This is a genomic window from Novosphingobium aeonii (assembly GCF_052279045.1).
Classification (GTDB): domain Bacteria; phylum Pseudomonadota; class Alphaproteobacteria; order Sphingomonadales; family Sphingomonadaceae; genus Novosphingobium.
On sequence record NZ_CP176832.1, the window covers coordinates 174602 to 188966 of the forward strand.

Annotated in this window: 15 protein-coding genes and 1 tRNA gene; 9 read left to right on the forward strand and 7 right to left on the reverse strand. The window is 65.1% G+C overall.

Annotated elements, in window-relative coordinates; genetic code table 11:
• Nucleotides 1–105 precede the first annotated feature (105 nt).
• The 3 genes from ACLIMP_RS00915 to ACLIMP_RS00925 all read right to left on the reverse strand — a co-directional run bounded on the left by ACLIMP_RS00915 (nucleotide 106) and on the right by ACLIMP_RS00925 (nucleotide 2354).
• Nucleotides 106–663: a hypothetical protein gene (locus ACLIMP_RS00915; RefSeq protein WP_185998633.1), complete on the reverse strand. Its 558-nt coding sequence runs from the start codon at nucleotides 661–663 to the stop codon at nucleotides 106–108.
• A gap of 48 nt (nucleotides 664–711) precedes the next feature.
• The gene (gene argB, locus ACLIMP_RS00920; RefSeq protein ID WP_054439530.1) at nucleotides 712–1611 is read right to left on the reverse strand and encodes an acetylglutamate kinase; all 900 of its coding nucleotides are present in this window, start codon (nucleotides 1609–1611) and stop codon (nucleotides 712–714) included.
• Between the two features lie 65 nt (nucleotides 1612–1676).
• The gene (locus ACLIMP_RS00925) at nucleotides 1677–2354 is read right to left on the reverse strand and encodes a queuosine precursor transporter (protein ID WP_054439528.1); all 678 of its coding nucleotides are present in this window, start codon (nucleotides 2352–2354) and stop codon (nucleotides 1677–1679) included.
• A gap of 102 nt (nucleotides 2355–2456) precedes the next feature.
• Between ACLIMP_RS00925 and ACLIMP_RS00930 the strand changes: the two genes are divergently transcribed.
• Entirely contained in the window at nucleotides 2457–3794 is a 1338-nt protein-coding gene (locus tag ACLIMP_RS00930; RefSeq protein ID WP_054439526.1) for a NupC/NupG family nucleoside CNT transporter, read from the forward strand.
• 1 nt (nucleotide 3795) lies between these two features.
• On the opposite strand, the gene ACLIMP_RS00935 is transcribed toward ACLIMP_RS00930, so the two are convergent.
• Nucleotides 3796–5256 carry a carboxylesterase/lipase family protein gene (locus ACLIMP_RS00935; RefSeq protein ID WP_443477997.1) on the reverse strand — a complete coding sequence of 487 codons (1461 nt, stop codon included), beginning with the start codon at nucleotides 5254–5256 and terminating at the stop codon, nucleotides 3796–3798.
• 218 nt (nucleotides 5257–5474) lie between these two features.
• Between ACLIMP_RS00935 and ACLIMP_RS00940 the strand changes: the two genes are divergently transcribed.
• From ACLIMP_RS00940 to ACLIMP_RS00950, 3 genes are all read left to right on the forward strand, one after another.
• Complete coding sequence (locus tag ACLIMP_RS00940; protein WP_054439523.1) at nucleotides 5475–5837, forward strand: DUF4870 family protein; 363 nt, start codon at nucleotides 5475–5477, stop codon at nucleotides 5835–5837.
• Between the two features lie 107 nt (nucleotides 5838–5944).
• Nucleotides 5945–6298 (forward strand): PilZ domain-containing protein, encoded by a 354-nt coding sequence (locus ACLIMP_RS00945; protein ID WP_054439521.1) that lies wholly within the window; start codon nucleotides 5945–5947, stop codon nucleotides 6296–6298.
• Nucleotides 6299–6313: 15 nt separating this feature from the next.
• Nucleotides 6314–6823, forward strand: a complete 510-nt coding sequence (locus ACLIMP_RS00950) for a thermonuclease family protein (protein ID WP_324696935.1) — start codon at nucleotides 6314–6316, stop codon at nucleotides 6821–6823.
• A 96-nt stretch (nucleotides 6824–6919) separates the two neighbouring features.
• On the opposite strand, the gene ACLIMP_RS00955 is transcribed toward ACLIMP_RS00950, so the two are convergent.
• Nucleotides 6920–7972 (reverse strand): ribonucleotide-diphosphate reductase subunit beta, encoded by a 1053-nt coding sequence (locus tag ACLIMP_RS00955; protein WP_054439516.1) that lies wholly within the window; start codon nucleotides 7970–7972, stop codon nucleotides 6920–6922.
• 333 nt (nucleotides 7973–8305) lie between these two features.
• Here ACLIMP_RS00955 and ACLIMP_RS00960 point away from each other — a divergent pair, with 333 nt between their 5' ends.
• The 3 genes from ACLIMP_RS00960 to ACLIMP_RS00970 all read left to right on the forward strand — a co-directional run bounded on the left by ACLIMP_RS00960 (nucleotide 8306) and on the right by ACLIMP_RS00970 (nucleotide 11599).
• Nucleotides 8306–8566: a DUF2171 domain-containing protein gene (locus ACLIMP_RS00960; RefSeq protein WP_185998630.1), complete on the forward strand. Its 261-nt coding sequence runs from the start codon at nucleotides 8306–8308 to the stop codon at nucleotides 8564–8566.
• Between the two features lie 118 nt (nucleotides 8567–8684).
• The gene (locus ACLIMP_RS00965) at nucleotides 8685–8912 is read left to right on the forward strand and encodes a DUF2171 domain-containing protein (protein ID WP_054439513.1); all 228 of its coding nucleotides are present in this window, start codon (nucleotides 8685–8687) and stop codon (nucleotides 8910–8912) included.
• Between the two features lie 260 nt (nucleotides 8913–9172).
• Nucleotides 9173–11599, forward strand: coding sequence for a PQQ-dependent dehydrogenase, methanol/ethanol family (locus ACLIMP_RS00970; protein ID WP_324696939.1), 2427 nt, complete (start codon nucleotides 9173–9175; stop codon nucleotides 11597–11599).
• Between the two features lie 114 nt (nucleotides 11600–11713).
• On the opposite strand, the gene ACLIMP_RS00975 is transcribed toward ACLIMP_RS00970, so the two are convergent.
• Nucleotides 11714–11800, reverse strand: a tRNA-Leu gene (locus ACLIMP_RS00975).
• Nucleotides 11801–12047: 247 nt separating this feature from the next.
• Between ACLIMP_RS00975 and ACLIMP_RS00980 the strand changes: the two genes are divergently transcribed.
• Nucleotides 12048–12998, forward strand: a complete 951-nt coding sequence (locus ACLIMP_RS00980) for a complex I NDUFA9 subunit family protein (RefSeq protein ID WP_185998571.1) — start codon at nucleotides 12048–12050, stop codon at nucleotides 12996–12998.
• Nucleotides 12999–13045: 47 nt separating this feature from the next.
• On the opposite strand, the gene ACLIMP_RS00985 is transcribed toward ACLIMP_RS00980, so the two are convergent.
• Entirely contained in the window at nucleotides 13046–13717 is a 672-nt protein-coding gene (locus tag ACLIMP_RS00985) for a glutathione S-transferase family protein (protein ID WP_054439511.1), read from the reverse strand.
• Between the two features lie 198 nt (nucleotides 13718–13915).
• Here ACLIMP_RS00985 and ACLIMP_RS00990 point away from each other — a divergent pair, with 198 nt between their 5' ends.
• Nucleotides 13916–14302 (forward strand): VOC family protein, encoded by a 387-nt coding sequence (locus ACLIMP_RS00990; protein WP_054439509.1) that lies wholly within the window; start codon nucleotides 13916–13918, stop codon nucleotides 14300–14302.
• Nucleotides 14303–14365 lie beyond the last annotated feature (63 nt).

The following is a 14365-nucleotide window of genomic DNA, read 5'->3' on the forward strand; positions in this document are numbered from 1 at the left end:
ATGAAGCGCCCGCCTGATAGCCGAGGCAGGGCAGGCGGGGCAAGCGCGGCCCGCTTTCGAGCAACGCGCGGTTACACACCGTGCGCTCTCAGGTCGTGAGCTGCCTTATTGAGGCAGCGTGGAGGTCCGCTCGATCCGCCAGTTGAGCTGCTGCTGGCTGGCGCCCGGCACATCGTTGACGCGCCGCAGGACAATGGTGCCCCGGCGTGACGGACGGCCATCGGCAAAGTCGATCACCAGCGGGGCCTCGTAATAGAGCGAACCGGCCGCATTGGCCAAGTCGCCCTTGCCGACCGCGATCTTTGGACCGGCATCGCCGCCGAATTCCCTCGCCAGTCGCTCCGAGGTCATCTGCGCGTCCAGGGTCCAGGCCTTCACAGCCTCGTCCCATGCACCCATGCGCAGCGCGTTGGTGTAGTAACGCAGCAGGCGTTCCGGATCGCGCCGTTCGGTGAGCGCGCCCTGATCGAGCGGGCTGGCGACACCGGCACCTGCACTGGCAGCGCCCGTGGCTTCCGCCGAAGGTCCGTCAGTCGTGACGGCTGCCTCGCTCGCTTCCATCGTCGCGCCATTGCCGGGCTCGGCTGCAGGCTCCTTGTTGCACGCGGCAAGCAGGAGCGTGATGGCCGAAACGGCACTGGCGAGAACGAGGGTATTACGCATGTGGGTCGAATTGCCTTTCAGCAGGAAAGTTCCCCCGGGCAGTTCGGCTTAGCCGGCGCGGATCAGCGTGCCGGCACCTTCCTGCGTGAATATTTCCAGCAACATGGCATGGGAAACCCGCCCGTCAAGCACCACTGCGGCTTCGCAGCCTGCTTCTACCGCGTGAATGCAGGTTTCGAGCTTGGGGATCATGCCGCCCGAAATCGTGCCATCCTGCTGGAGCTTCACGATGTCGGAAGGGGTGAGGTCCGTCAGCAGTTCGCCCTGCTTGTCCAGCACGCCGCGCACGTCGGTCAGCAGGAACAGGCGCGAGGCACCCAGCGCGGCGGCAACGGCGCCGGCCATGGTGTCTGCGTTGATATTGTAGGTCTGCCCGTCCTCTCCCGGTGCGATCGGCGCGATCACCGGGATCATGCCCGCAGACGAGATCGTCTCGATCACGCCGATATCGATCGTCGCAGGCTCGCCCACGAAGCCGAGGTCGACGACGCGCTCGATATTGCTGTCCGGGTCCTTGGCGGTGCGCTGCACCTTGGCGGCGGTGACGAGACCGCCGTCCTTGCCGGAAATCCCCATGGCCTTGCCGCCCGCCTGCGCGATCCAGCCGACGATTTCCTTGTTGATGACGCCCGACAGCACCATCTCGGCGACTTGCGCGGTCTGCTTGTCGGTTACGCGCAGCCCGTCGATGAAGCGCGATTCGACGCCCATGGTCTTGAGCATGGCGCCGATCTGCGGACCGCCGCCATGGACGACCACCGGATTGATGCCCACGGCCTTGAGCAGGACCACGTCTTCCGCGAAATCTCGCGCCAGTTCGGGATCGCCCATCGCGTGGCCGCCGTATTTTACGACGAACGTGCGACCGGCATAACGCTGCAGGTAGGGCAGCGCATCGACGAGCGTCTCGGCCTTCGAGAGCATGGCGGGATCGTGCGGAATCGGCATGGGCGCGCTTTAGACCCCTTGCGCAGAATTAAAACCCAGTTTTCGGCCCCTGACGGCCGAATATTTCATTCGCCGTCCAGTTTGCGACCGAGCTTCACGAAAAGCCAGATGAACGGCGGCACCATGATCGTGGAAAGCAGCAGCTTAGAGATGATCTGGCCCTCCATGATGCCCCAGAGCGGCAGCACACCGGCAAACGAGATCGTGATGAAGATCAGCGTGTCCACCACTTGCGAAAGCAGGCTGGCGATCCATGCGCGCAGCAGCAGCATTCCGCCCTCGCGCCCGGCGGCAAGCCGCGAGAACACGGTGACGTTGAGCGTCTGCGACACGCCATAGGAGACAAGACCGGCGAACTGCATCCGCGCGCCCTGACCGAGGAGGCGGGCGAAGGCCTCCTGATCCTGCCAGAACGGCGCCGGCGGCACGGCGTGGATCACCAGTGTCAGCAGGCTCATCGAAACGATGAGCGGGATGAAGCCGAAGCGCACCAGCCGGTTGGCCACGGCGGTTCCGTGCAGTTCGGCCACCGCGCTCGACAGGACGACGAGCAGCAGGAAAGCGAAGATTCCCGACTCGACGGCAAGATTGCCGACGACGGGCCACTCGCCCAGCGAGGCGATCTTGATGCCCAGCACGCCCGCCAGCACGACCAGCCCGCCATAGAGCGTCGAGAACACGAACATCGAGCGGGGAATGGCGACGGCGCGGGATTGCGCGCTTGCAGGGGCTTGCGGTTCCATGACGATGCTCTAACGGGCGCGAAACAATTGCACTAGCCGTCACGAATGCGCGCCTCTAGGTTTGCGCACAGATTCAGCACGTTTTTCGGAGAAATGGGGACGATGCACGTCGCCTACAGCCTGCTCGGCATCGTCCTCATCATGGCTGCCGCCTTTCTTCTGTCCACCAATCGCCGCGCGATCCGCCTGCGCGTGGTGGGAGCGGCATTCGCGCTGCAGGCCGGTCTGGCTGCGCTCGTGCTCTATGTGCCTTTCGGAAAAGACCTGCTCGGCGGGGCCGCTTCGGGCGTCGAAAGCCTGCTCGGCTATGCCCATGCCGGTGTCGATTTCCTGTTCGGCCCCCTCGCCAGCCCGGAAATCGGCGGACACAGCTTCGCGATCTCGGCCCTGCCGGTCATCATCTTCTTCGCCTCGCTGATCTCGATCCTCTATTACCTGAAGATCATGCCGCTGGTGGTCCGCTGGATCGGCGGCGGGCTGGAAAAGCTCACGGGGATCAGCAAGGTCGAAAGCCTTTGCGCCGCCTCGAACATCTTCGTCGGCCAGAGCGAGGCACCGCTGGTGATCCGCCCCTACCTCGCCTCGCTCAACCCCTCGCAGCTGTTCTGCGTGATGAGCGTGGGCCTTGCCGGCGTGGCAGGCACGATCCTGGCCGCCTATGCCTCGATGGGCATCCGCATCGACTATCTCGTCGCCGCTGCCTTCATGTCGGCGCCGGGGGGCATCTTCATGGCCAAGATGATCATGCCCGACCCGCGCCCCGCCCCGGTCGACCCCGCATCCGGCGAAGTTGAAGTCCACGAGGGCACGCTGCCACCCGCCGGCGCCGCCGCCGCCGCGCTCAACCGCGCCGACGTGACTCACCTGCCGGGCGTCCACGTCGACGAACCCGAAGCGGTCGAGCACGACGAGGAAAAGCCCGCCAACATCATCATGGCCGCCTCGCAGGGCGCGCAGACCGGCGTGAAGCTGGCCGTGGCCGTCGGCGCCATGGTGCTGGCCTTCGTCGCCCTGATCGCGCTCGCCAACGGCATCGTCGGCTGGATCGGCGCGCTGTTCGGTTTCTCCGGCGTGACCTTCCAGGGCCTGCTGGGCTACCTCTTCGCGCCGATCTTCTACCTGCTCGCCACGCCCGACTGGCATGAGGCGATGCAGGCCGGCAGCCTGTTCGGCAGCAAGATCGTCCTCAACGAATTCGTCGCCTTCATCGACCTCGGACAGATGTCGGCGCTCAGCCCGCGCACCGTGGCCGTCGTCACTTTCGCGCTCTGCGGCTTCGCCAACTTCTCCTCGATCGCCATCCAGATGGCGGTGACCGGCGGACTCGCCCCCAACCAGCGCCCGATCATCGCCCGCCTCGGCGTGCGCGCGCTCTGCGCGGGCAGCCTGTCAAACCTGATGAGCGCCGCGCTGGCCGGCCTGTTCCTCGGGCTGGGCTGATCTACTTCCCGAGCCCCGGCTGCACGTCCCGTCCTTCCCAGGCGGCGTAGCGCGCGGCCAGGGGGTCGGCTTCGATCCGGTCGGCCAGATCGTAGACCCGCAGTTTCCGGCTCGCGCGGTCATAGCGCGGCCAGATGTCGCCCGGATCGCCATGGCGCACGAAATGGGCGACATGCGCGCGCATCCGGCGGCCCAGTTCCGCCCGGCGCCCGGCATCCGGCCCGCCGCGGGCAAGCGCCATCTTGAAGCCCTTGAACGGCCAGAACACCGTCAGGTCCAATCCGTGCGTGGCCCCGACGATCGGGTGCGCATAGTCGAAACGATAGAACCAGGTCGGCTGGGCGGCGGAATGACGCTCGGCGAAATGCCGCGTCGGCATGATGAAAGTCAGGTCCGATCCCAGCGCGATCCGCCCCTTGCGGTTGCGCGGATAGGCCGCAAGCACGCGGGCGGCATGGGCCTCGCCCAGTTGCTCGCGCAGCAGGGCTTCGAGATCGGGCCACTTCGACGGCAGGATATTGCCGGGCATGAGATCGAACAGGCGAATCTCGTCCCGCGCGGCGCCCGCAAGCAGCGGCACCGGCGCGGTGGGGGCCGACAGGGTCTCCTCGAAGGAGGCCGGCAGCACGTCGCCGTCGTACCAGGGCGCCGCCGGAATGGCATTGCTGAGTTGCCCGCTCACGGCAGCCTGCGCGCCGATCAGTTCCGCAAGGTCCATCGTCCGCAAACGTTCGAGGCTCGACTGGTCCAGCCCGAGAACTGCCGCGAAACGCTGCGCGTCGCGGATCGAACGCGCGCGATCGTGAATGAGGCTCACGGCGCCCGATTGCATCACCGCGCCGTGGAACAGCCCCCTCGCCCGCGGTGAGACCATCAGCAGCGAGACCGACATCGACCCCGCCGACTGTCCGCAGATCGTAACCCGCCCGGGGTCGCCGCCGAACGCCGCAATATTGTCCCGCACCCATTCGAGCGCCGCGATCTGGTCACGCAGGCCGAGGTTCGACGGAATGGCCGGAAGCCCGAGGGCATCGCCGAAGTTGACGAAACCGAGCACCCCTACGCGGTAATTGATGGTGACGACGACGATGTCACCCTCCTGCGCAAGCCGGGAGGCATCGTAGGCATTCGAGCCCCCCGCCATGAACGCTCCGCCGTGGATCCACACCATGACGGGCTTCGGCCCGGCCGCGCCGCCATCGGGACGGTAGACGTTGAGGTGGAGGCAATCCTCGCCGTAGTCCGGGCCTTCCAGCACATCGCGGCGCACCTTGCCGCCGTACTGCTGCGGGCATTGCCGCCCGAAGCGGTTGGCCGGATGCGCGCCGGACCAGGGCGCGACCGCCTCCGGCTCGCCGAAACGCTCCGCGCGGGCATAAGGTATGCCGAGAAATCGCGTGAATCCGGCCCCTTCGAGGCCGGAAACCCGCCCCGCGCGCGTCTGGACGATCGTTTCCGTCATCGCTTGCGTCCTCTCCCCCGTTTTGCCGCAGCCTAGCTCCCCGGCGGAGCAGCGCCAGCGCAATTGCAGCCATCCGGCAATCATCGCCCGGGTGTGGGCCCGCGAACCTTTCCCGCGCCGCTGAAATCCCTCCGGAAACGCCCGAGAATCCAATGCTTGCGCCAAAGTCGCAAAGCGGGCAGCATCAAGGGCCTGGGGTACATCATGGAGAGAAAGCCATGGACGACCTGAACCGCTCGACTACGAATTCGGGATTCGAGTTCAATCAACCGACGATAATCAGCCTGCTGTATCTCGCGTCCTGCGTTACCGGGATTACCGCCATCGTCGGCGTGGTGCTCGCCTACGTCTGGCGGGGAGAGCCCAAGGCGGACTGGGAACAGTCCCACTACCAGTACCTCATCAACACCTTCTGGCTGGGCCTGGCGGGAAGCATCCTGGGCATATTGCTGATGATCGTGCTGATCGGCGTGTTCGTGCTGGCGGCCGTTGGCATATTGGTGATCGTGCGCTGCGTGATGAGCCTGCTCAATGCCCAGAAGCATGCGCCGATGCCCAATCCCGGCAGCTGGCTGGTCTGAAGGCACGGGAATTCGGGATCGGGAGCGGAAGCGCCCGGTAACCGGATCATAAGAACATGGCGTCAGACCACAGTTCCAGGGAATCGGATGGCCGGGGGGCCTTGCCTGTGAATACGCTCAGAATACGCGCCCATCAGCGCTATGCCGTGCGCCGGAGGGCATCGATCCTGCGCGACGGAAATCTTGTCGGCACGGGGCTGCTGGTGGAAGTCTCGCAGCAGGGTTGCCGGCTAGGCTGCGTCATGCCCGTCGATCTCGTTCCTGCCGACATCGCCAATGGCGACCTGCTGGTCGTGGCAGCGGATGGGGCCGAGCCGCTCGACGCCTGCGTGCGCTGGACCGGCAACGGCACGCTCGGCTTCCGGCTCCTGCAAGCACTCCACCACCACGAGCTGGACTTGCTGATCCGCACTTGCCGGGGCGAATTCGACACGCCAGAGGCACGCGACTACGGAACCTGAGGACAGCTCTCCATAATGCCAAGATCATATCGTCGGCGGGGCCGCTGGAGCCTGACGCCGATCGGCTTCGTGCTCCCGCTCGCGGCTCTCGCGGGTCTCTACTACTGGCACGGCCATCGTTCGGCAGCCCCCGGCCTTGGCGAGACGCCCTTCTCCACCGCTGCCGATACCGAAACGGGGCAGTTCGCGCGCTGCTCGGGGCCCGTTCGCCGGACCTGCGTGGTCGACGGGGACACCTTCTGGTACGAAGGCGAGAAGATCCGCATCGCCGACATCAATACGCCGGAGACCAGCAAGCCGGAGTGCGCGGAGGAAGCCCGGCTTGGCGCCATGGCGACCAAACGCCTCACCGCACTGCTCAACGAAGGGCCGTTCTCGCTCCAGCCCGGCGGCGACGGTCGCGACAAGGATCGCTACGGCCGGGCCCTGCGCGTGGTGACGCGGCAGGGCCGCAGCCTGGGCGCCGCGCTGGTGGAAGAGGGGCTGGCGGAACAGTGGCAGGGCTATCGCCGGGACTGGTGCTGACGCGGGTTCTACAAACCGATCCCGCATGAAAAAGGGCTCCCGGACACAGCGTCCGGGAGCCCTTTTTCGTTACCTTGGCAAAAGGCCGCCGCGCGATTACTCGGCAGCCTCGGTCGCGCCGAACATGTCGGGCTCGGAACCGTCCTCGACCAGGACTTCGTCGTTGGCCTTCACGTTGCGGCGCGAATCGAAGTTCGACCACACATCGTTCCAGTTCCCGCGCGTCGCACCCTTCGAATACTCGGTCGAACGGGTCTCGAAGAAGTTCGCGTGTTCCACGCCGTTGAGCAGCGGCTGCAGCCACGGCAGGGGGTGATCCTCGATCAGGTAGATCGGGTTGAGGCCGAGCTGGCCCATGCGCCAGTCAGCGATGTAGCGGATGTACTTCTTGATGTCCTTGGCGGTCATGCCGGGAACAGGGCCCATCTCGAAGGCGAGGTCGATGAAGGCGTCTTCCAGGCGGACCGTGGTCTGGCACTGGTCGGCAATGTCGTCCTTCACGGCCTTGCTGAGGCAATCGCGCTCCTTCACGAAGGCGTGGAACAGGCGGGTGATGCCCTCGCAGTGCAGCGATTCGTCACGCACGGACCACGAGACGATCTGCCCCATGCCCTTCATCTTGTTGAAGCGCGGGAAGTTCATCAGCATCGCGAAGCTCGCGAAAAGCTGAACGCCCTCGGTGAAGCCGCCGAACATGGCCAGCGTGCGCGCGATGTCCTCGTCATTGTCGACGCCGAACTTCTGGAGGTAGTCGTGCTTGGCCTTCAGCTCCTCGTATTCAAGGAACATGCCGTATTCGCTCTCTGGCATGCCGATGGTGTCGAGCAGGTGCGAATAGGCGGCGATGTGCACCGTCTCCATGTTGGAGAAGGCGGTGAGCATCATCTTGATCTCGGTCGGCTTGAAGACCCGCGCATACTTCTCGTGGTAGCAGTCCTGCACTTCCACGTCGGCCTGGGTGAAGAAGCGGAAGATCTGCGTGAGCAGGTTGCGCTCATGCTCGGAGATGTTCTGCGCCCAGTCACGGCAGTCCTCGCCCAGCGGCACTTCCTCGGGCAGCCAGTGGATCTGCTGCTGCGTCTTCCAGAAGTCGTAGGCCCAAGGATATTCGAAGGGCTTGTAGGTCTTGCGGGCTTCGAGAAGGGACATGGGCGGACAACTCCGGGTGTTCGATTCAAATGGCGCGCCGGGCGATTCGCAGAGCCGAAGCGCGGCTCTCCGCGCCTTTCCCGACGCATGATCTCTGGGGCGCGGGGCAAGCCCCGGTGCCGACACCAGCCACGATACTCAAATTTGATCGTTTTTGGAGCGGGTTTGGTAAAACTTCCCACAGCTTAAACAGGCATATCTAGCGCCTTCGTCATTATGGGAACGCTAGGGCTTGTAGGCCACCCCTTTCGCGGCGAATCGTGGAACCGGGCCGGTTTGCCGGGTATTCTTCCTCTACCAAGGCCAGTTCAGGCCCCTGACGGAGGACTTGCGATGCCCCCTTCCCCATCCCCTTTCGACCCTGTCCAGACCGCCTGGTCCACCGAATCGGGCATCGTGCGCAAAGGCATGACGGTGATCGACGCCGACGGCACAGTGCTCGGCACGGTCGACCATGTGGACGGCGAGGAAGTCATTCTCGAAGGCGAGGGTTCGTCCTTCGTCGCGACGACCCAGATCGACGGCGTAGACGGCGAGAGGATACTGCTCTCCCCACGCGGAGACGAAACTTTCGGCCTCGGCGCCCAGCCCTGAGCAAGCGCGGATCGCCTCTTTCCATGAAGCGTGGCGGCCATGGGACCAATGCCGGAACGAAGATCACGCACCTCCGTTTAGTCATCATCAAGTCCTGAACGACACTGGAGGAATCCCTATGTTCGAGAAACTTCGCGTCCGTGAACACATGGAAGTCACTGATTACAATGGCACCCATGTCGGTACTATCGATTCGGTGAAGGACGACCAGATCAAGCTTACGCGTTCGGACAGTTCCGATGGCGCGCACCATTTCATTGCTTTTGACAATGTCGATCGCATCGAAGACAATCGCGTATACCTGAAGCAAGGCACCCCGATTCCCATGGGCGCCGGCGCCAACTGACACCCCCTGCAGGGCCATCGCCCGCAAGCGATGACCCGTCAGGAACCGGCCCCAACAGTGGGCGATTCGCACAGGGATCGCCCCAATGCAGAACCCCGGCTCCTTTGCGGGAGGCCGGGGTTCTCGCATCTGGCGGGTCGCCATTCGCTCAGGCGAAGGGCTGGCGAGATATGATACACCAAGGCTAGTAAATCTTCCCAAGCCCCTGCCGGGCTGATAGCGCTGTTTCACAACGAGAAGACAGTACGGGGAAGGAAGCCGTGATCGCACGCCCATGCTCAGCCGCCTTGCGGCTATTCCTCGCGGCATTCTCGCCGCTCGTGGTCACCGCTTGCGACAAGCCCGCCCAGCCGATCGAACAGGCCATGGTCGCCGATCCCGACGAATGGCCCAGTTGGGGCCGCACCGGCACCGAAACGCACTATTCCCCGCTCGACGAGATAGACACCGGCAACGTCGGCAAACTCAAGCTCGCCTGGCATTTCGACCTTGAGCCCGGCTACACCGCCAGCACCCCGCTCATGGCGGAGGGCAAGGTCTTCCTCACCACCGGCCACTCGCACATCCGCGCGCTGGATGCCGTCACCGGACGGCAGATCTGGGAATATGACGGCGGCACCCGCGAACGCGCGACCTCGGCGCTCCAGATGTCGTGGGGCAACAAGGGCATCGCCTACGATGCCGGACACGTCTTCCTCGTCACTACCGACGGCTACGTGATATCGCTCGATGCGAAGACCGGCAGGGAAGCCTGGAAGACCTACGACTATCCGGACGCAGCCCCGCGCAATTCGAATGGCGCGCCCCGTGTCTTCGGCGGCAAGGTGATCGTCGGTTTCGGCGGGGCGGACATCAGCCCGGCGCGCGGCTTCGTCACCGCCTATGACGAAAAGACCGGCAAGCTCGCCTGGCGCTTCTATACCACCCCCGGCGATCCGGCCTCACCCGGCAACGAGAAAGCCGAGGCCATCATGCGCAAGACATGGCCCAGCGGCTGGACCAACCCCGACGGCACGCGCCGGGGCGGCGGCGGCACGGCATGGAACGCGTTCAGCTACGATCCGGAACTCAATCTCGTCTATCTCGGCATCGGCAACGGATTCCCCTACAATCAGGCCAGGCGCAGCCCCGGCGGGGGCGACAACCTGTTCCTCTCCTCGATCGTCGCGGTGGACGTGAACACCGGTGCCTACAAGTGGCACTATCAGGTGTGCCCGGCCGAGCAGTGGGACTGTACCGCCACCACCGACATGACGCTCGCCACGCTCAAGATCGACGGCAAGGACCGCAAGGTCCTGATGCAGGCGCCCAAGAACGGGTTCTTCTACGTGATCGACCGGGCGACCGGCGCCTTCATCTCCGCGGAAAAGATCGCCAAGGTCACCTGGGCCGATCATATCGACGGCAAGACCGGTCGTCCGGTCGAGAATCCCGGAATTCGCTATGCCGGGAAACCCGGCTTGTTCGAAGTCTGGCCGGGGCCGACCGGCGCCCACTCGTGGATGCCGCAGGCCTACAGCCCGCTGACCGGCCTCGTCTACATCCCGGTCATCGAACAAGGCGCCCTCATCGGCGACGGCCAGAAGGGCGGCGGCGAGATCACGGCCGGAATGGGCGTCACGCTGATCCCCGAGGTCGAACTGCCCGGCAGCCACAGGAGCTTCCTCAAGGCCTGGAACCCGGTCACGCAGTCGGTCGCCTGGGAAGTCGAACTGCCCGGCAACTGGCCCGGCGGCGTCATGGCCAGCGCTGGCGGCCTGGTGTTCCAGGGCCAGATCGACGGCAAGTTCGTGGCTCGCGATGCGCAGACCGGCAAGGCTCTCTGGTCGTTCAAGACCGAAAGCCCGATCGTCGGCGCTCCGATAACCTACCGGATGAACGGGCGCCAATATGTCACCGTCATCACCGGAAGCGGTGGTAACGGTGCCGGAATCAACTCGCCCGGCAACGCCGCCTTCCGCACCGACTACCGCCTGCCGCGCCGGGTACTGACTTTCGCGTTGGACGGAAAAGACACCATTCCCCCGTTCCAGCTTCCCGAACTCGCCGCCCCGGCCGACCCGGACTTCAAGCCCGATCTCGCCCGGGCCCAGGCCGGCGCGATGCTCTTTGGAACCCGCGCCTGCCTCGTCTGCCACGGCTGGAACGCGATCGGCGGCGGCGCCGCACCAGACCTGCGCTATTCGCCGATGATCACCGACGCCGCCACGTTCCGGCAGGTGGTGAAGGGCGGCGCACTGAAGATGAACGGCATGCCGCCCTTCCCCGACTTTACTGACGAGGAACTGGAAACCCTGCGCTTCTACCTCCGCGCCCGGGCACAAGCCGCCCCGGCCGAGCAGAAGGCGCTCCTGGACAAAACCAGGGCCGCACAGGCCAGCAACGCCAAACCGCAGGACTTCGTGGGTAAATGGAACATCGTGATCCAGACCCCGGTCGGTCCCCAGAAGGCCGTGATGAACCTCCAGGTCGCAGGCAACGTGGTGACCGGAAAGGTGACCGCAGAACAAGGCACGGTGGACGTCGCGGGCGGCGTGAAGAATGGCCGTGCGAAATTCCAGGGCAAGGCCTCGATGCCGATGCCCATCACCATTAGCTACGACATCACCGTTCGCGACGGCAAGATGAGCGGCGAGAATGCAAACGGCCCCTTCGGCAGCTTCCCGCTGACCGGCACTCGCCCCTGACCGCCCATTCGAAGCATAGCCGGCGTATCTTCGATTGGCTGAAGACTGATAGTGCAGAAACGCCAAAGGGACCGCCTTGCGACGGTCCCTTTGCATTCTCAATCGCTTGAGAAATGGTGCCCAGAAGAGGACTCGAACCTCCACGCCCTTGCGAGCGCCAGCACCTGAAGCTGGTGCGTCTACCAATTCCGCCATCTGGGCACGGAAGCGAGGGGGCCTTTGGTGCCGTCCTCGCCGGGTAGGAGGGCGCCTCTAAGGGGCTGCCGGAATGTTGTCAACGCTCCTCATCGAACTTTTTTCAAATCGCGCGAAAAAAGGCGAAATCTCCGTCGGAGAGCTGCCGCCGGTTGCTCCGGAACCGGCCTTGTGCAATGGCGCAGGTCATGCGCGAAACCTGAGCGCAGGCGGCCTTTCCTTCATGCGCCTGCGCCCGCTGAAGGACCTGACCATGAGCCAAGCCACCGACCCCCTCTACGGCAAGATCGTCACGCTGCTGGGCGGCAGCGGCTTTCTCGGAAAGCATGTGGCCCAGGCCCTGCTCGCACGCGGCGCGCGTCTGCGCATCGCCAGCCGCAGCCCCAAGAAATCCTACGCCCTCAAGCTGCTCGGCAACCTTGGGCAGGTCCAGTTTGCGGGCGTGGACGTGACCAAGCCCGATTCGCTGGCCGCCGTGCTGGCCGGATCGGACGCCGTGGTGAACCTGGTGGGCGCGTTCAACGGCAATCTCGACGCCGTGCAGGGTGAAGGCGCGGGCCGCATCGCCGCTGCCGCCAGCGCCGCCGGCGCCGCTGCGTTCGTCCACGTCTCGGCCATCGGCGCCGAAGCCTCGTCGAGCGTCGCCTATGCGCGGACCAAGGCAGAAGGCGAACGGGCCGTGCTTGCCGCCTTCCCGACCGCCACGATCCTGCGCCCCTCGGTCATGTTCGGCCCGGACGACAACTTCGTCATGATGTTCGGCAATCTCGTTTCGCGCCTGCCGGTGCTGCCGGTCTTCGCACCGCAGGCGAAGCTCCAGCCGGTCTTCGTGGACGACGTGGCCGAGGCGATCGCCGAAACCCTCTCCGCCCCGGAAACACATGGCGGCAAGACCTTCGAGCTCGCCGGCCCGGAAGTGGTCTCGATGCTCGACCTCAACCAGCGCATCGCCAGGGCTGCCGAGCGTGATCGCACCTTCATCGAACTGCCCGACGGCATTTCCGGACTGATTGCCGCCCTGCCCGGCACCCCGATCAGCACCGACCAGCTCAAGCTGCTCCAGGCCGGCAATACCGCAAGCGGCACGTTGCCCGGCCTTGCCCAGCTCGGCATCACGCCGCGCCCGCTGGAGCTGTTCCTCGACCGCTGGATGGTGCCGTTCCGCAACCACGGCCGCTTCGGCACCAAGACCGCCGCAGCCTGATCGACCGGCGCAGGGAGCTTCTCGCTTCCTGCGCCGCCTCTATCCGTTCAGGCGTCCACTTCGGCGTAGTGGCTGGGCGGCTGGATCACTTCCATGCGCTCGCTGAGCAGCGGCCGGAACGAAGGCCGCGACTTCATCACCAGATACCAGCCCCGCGCCTGCTCGTGGCTCGACCAGTCGAGACCGCCGAGGTAATCGGCCACCGAGATCTGCGCCGCCGCGGCAAGATCCGCCAGTGTCATCGTCGCGCCCGCCAGCCAGGGACGGTTGTCGATCAGGTAATCGATATAGTCGAGATAGTCGTGAGCGAGCTTCATCGATTCGCGCAGCACCTTGGCATCGGGTGACTGGCGCAGGACGAGGCGCTTCTTCATCCGCTCATGCAGGAGCGGACCGGATACGTCGTGATAGAAATTCTCGTCGAACATGGCGATCAAGCGGCGGATTTCCGCGCGCTGCACGGCAGTGCCGCTGATCTGCGGGTTGCGATCGACGGTTTCCTCGAAATATTCGCAGATGGCGCGGCTATCGACGATGACGGTGCCGCGTTCGGTTTCCTTGACCACGGGGGTGCGCCCTGCCGGGTTCATCTCGAACAGCCGGTCCTCACCCTCCCACGGGCGCGCGGTCTGGAGTTCGTAGGCGATGCCCTTTTCGGCCATGAGAAGCCGAACCTTGCGGCTGAAGGGGCAGAGCGGAAACTGGAAGATGTGCCACATGGCAATTTCGAATGCCAAACCTGCCTTCCAGCGTCCACCCGGAGCCAAATGGCCATGCCGCCACGGGGGGCGAAACGCGTGGATAAGTCCCGTTTTCGCCGCATCGCCGGCAATCATCGTCGCAGCGGACCGCCTGCGATTGACCGGCCTGCGGCAGCCCGCCAAACCCCGTGCATTCACCACCCACGGAGCCCAAGCATGTTCAGCCACATCTGCGTCGGCAGCAACGACCTCGTCGCCGCGAAGACCTTCTACGACGCGATCTTCGCCGCGATGGGCGCCACCCCGCTGATGGCCGACCCTGCGGCAGGCCGCCTCGCCTATACCCACAACGGCTCGAACTTCATGATCGTCACCCCGATCGACGGCAACGAGGCCACTTTCGCCAATGGCGGCACGGTTGGCTTCTCGATGGACAGCACCGCCGCGGTGGATGCCTGGCATGCAGCCGGGTGCGCGGCCGGCGGACAGAGCTGCGAGGATGCGCCGGGCCTGCGCGAATTCCCGTTCGGCAAGCTTTATCTCGCCTATCTGCGCGATCCGCAGAACAACAAGCTCTGCGCGATGCATCACGTCCAGGCCTGATCCCACCGCGCCTCACCGTGCTGCCGGTGGCAGCATGGCGAGGCGCCCTCAGAACATCTTCGA

What these genes read in the sequence shown, in the direction of transcription:
- ACLIMP_RS00915 (WP_185998633.1), bottom strand. Translation starts at nt 663, where the DNA reads ATGCGTAATACCCTCGTTCTCGCCAGTGCCGTTTCGGCCATCACGCTC.
- argB (WP_054439530.1), bottom strand. Translation starts at nt 1,611, where the DNA reads ATGCCGATTCCGCACGATCCCGCCATGCTCTCGAAGGCCGAGACGCTC.
- ACLIMP_RS00925 (WP_054439528.1), bottom strand. Translation starts at nt 2,354, where the DNA reads ATGGAACCGCAAGCCCCTGCAAGCGCGCAATCCCGCGCCGTCGCCATT.
- ACLIMP_RS00930 (WP_054439526.1), top strand. Translation starts at nt 2,457, where the DNA reads ATGCACGTCGCCTACAGCCTGCTCGGCATCGTCCTCATCATGGCTGCC.
- ACLIMP_RS00935 (WP_443477997.1), bottom strand. Translation starts at nt 5,256, where the DNA reads ATGACGGAAACGATCGTCCAGACGCGCGCGGGGCGGGTTTCCGGCCTC.
- ACLIMP_RS00940 (WP_054439523.1), top strand. Translation starts at nt 5,475, where the DNA reads ATGGACGACCTGAACCGCTCGACTACGAATTCGGGATTCGAGTTCAAT.
- ACLIMP_RS00950 (WP_324696935.1), top strand. Translation starts at nt 6,314, where the DNA reads ATGCCAAGATCATATCGTCGGCGGGGCCGCTGGAGCCTGACGCCGATC.
- ACLIMP_RS00955 (WP_054439516.1), bottom strand. Translation starts at nt 7,972, where the DNA reads ATGTCCCTTCTCGAAGCCCGCAAGACCTACAAGCCCTTCGAATATCCT.
- ACLIMP_RS00960 (WP_185998630.1), top strand. Translation starts at nt 8,306, where the DNA reads ATGCCCCCTTCCCCATCCCCTTTCGACCCTGTCCAGACCGCCTGGTCC.
- ACLIMP_RS00965 (WP_054439513.1), top strand. Translation starts at nt 8,685, where the DNA reads ATGTTCGAGAAACTTCGCGTCCGTGAACACATGGAAGTCACTGATTAC.
- ACLIMP_RS00980 (WP_185998571.1), top strand. Translation starts at nt 12,048, where the DNA reads ATGAGCCAAGCCACCGACCCCCTCTACGGCAAGATCGTCACGCTGCTG.
- ACLIMP_RS00985 (WP_054439511.1), bottom strand. Translation starts at nt 13,717, where the DNA reads ATGTGGCACATCTTCCAGTTTCCGCTCTGCCCCTTCAGCCGCAAGGTT.
- ACLIMP_RS00990 (WP_054439509.1), top strand. Translation starts at nt 13,916, where the DNA reads ATGTTCAGCCACATCTGCGTCGGCAGCAACGACCTCGTCGCCGCGAAG.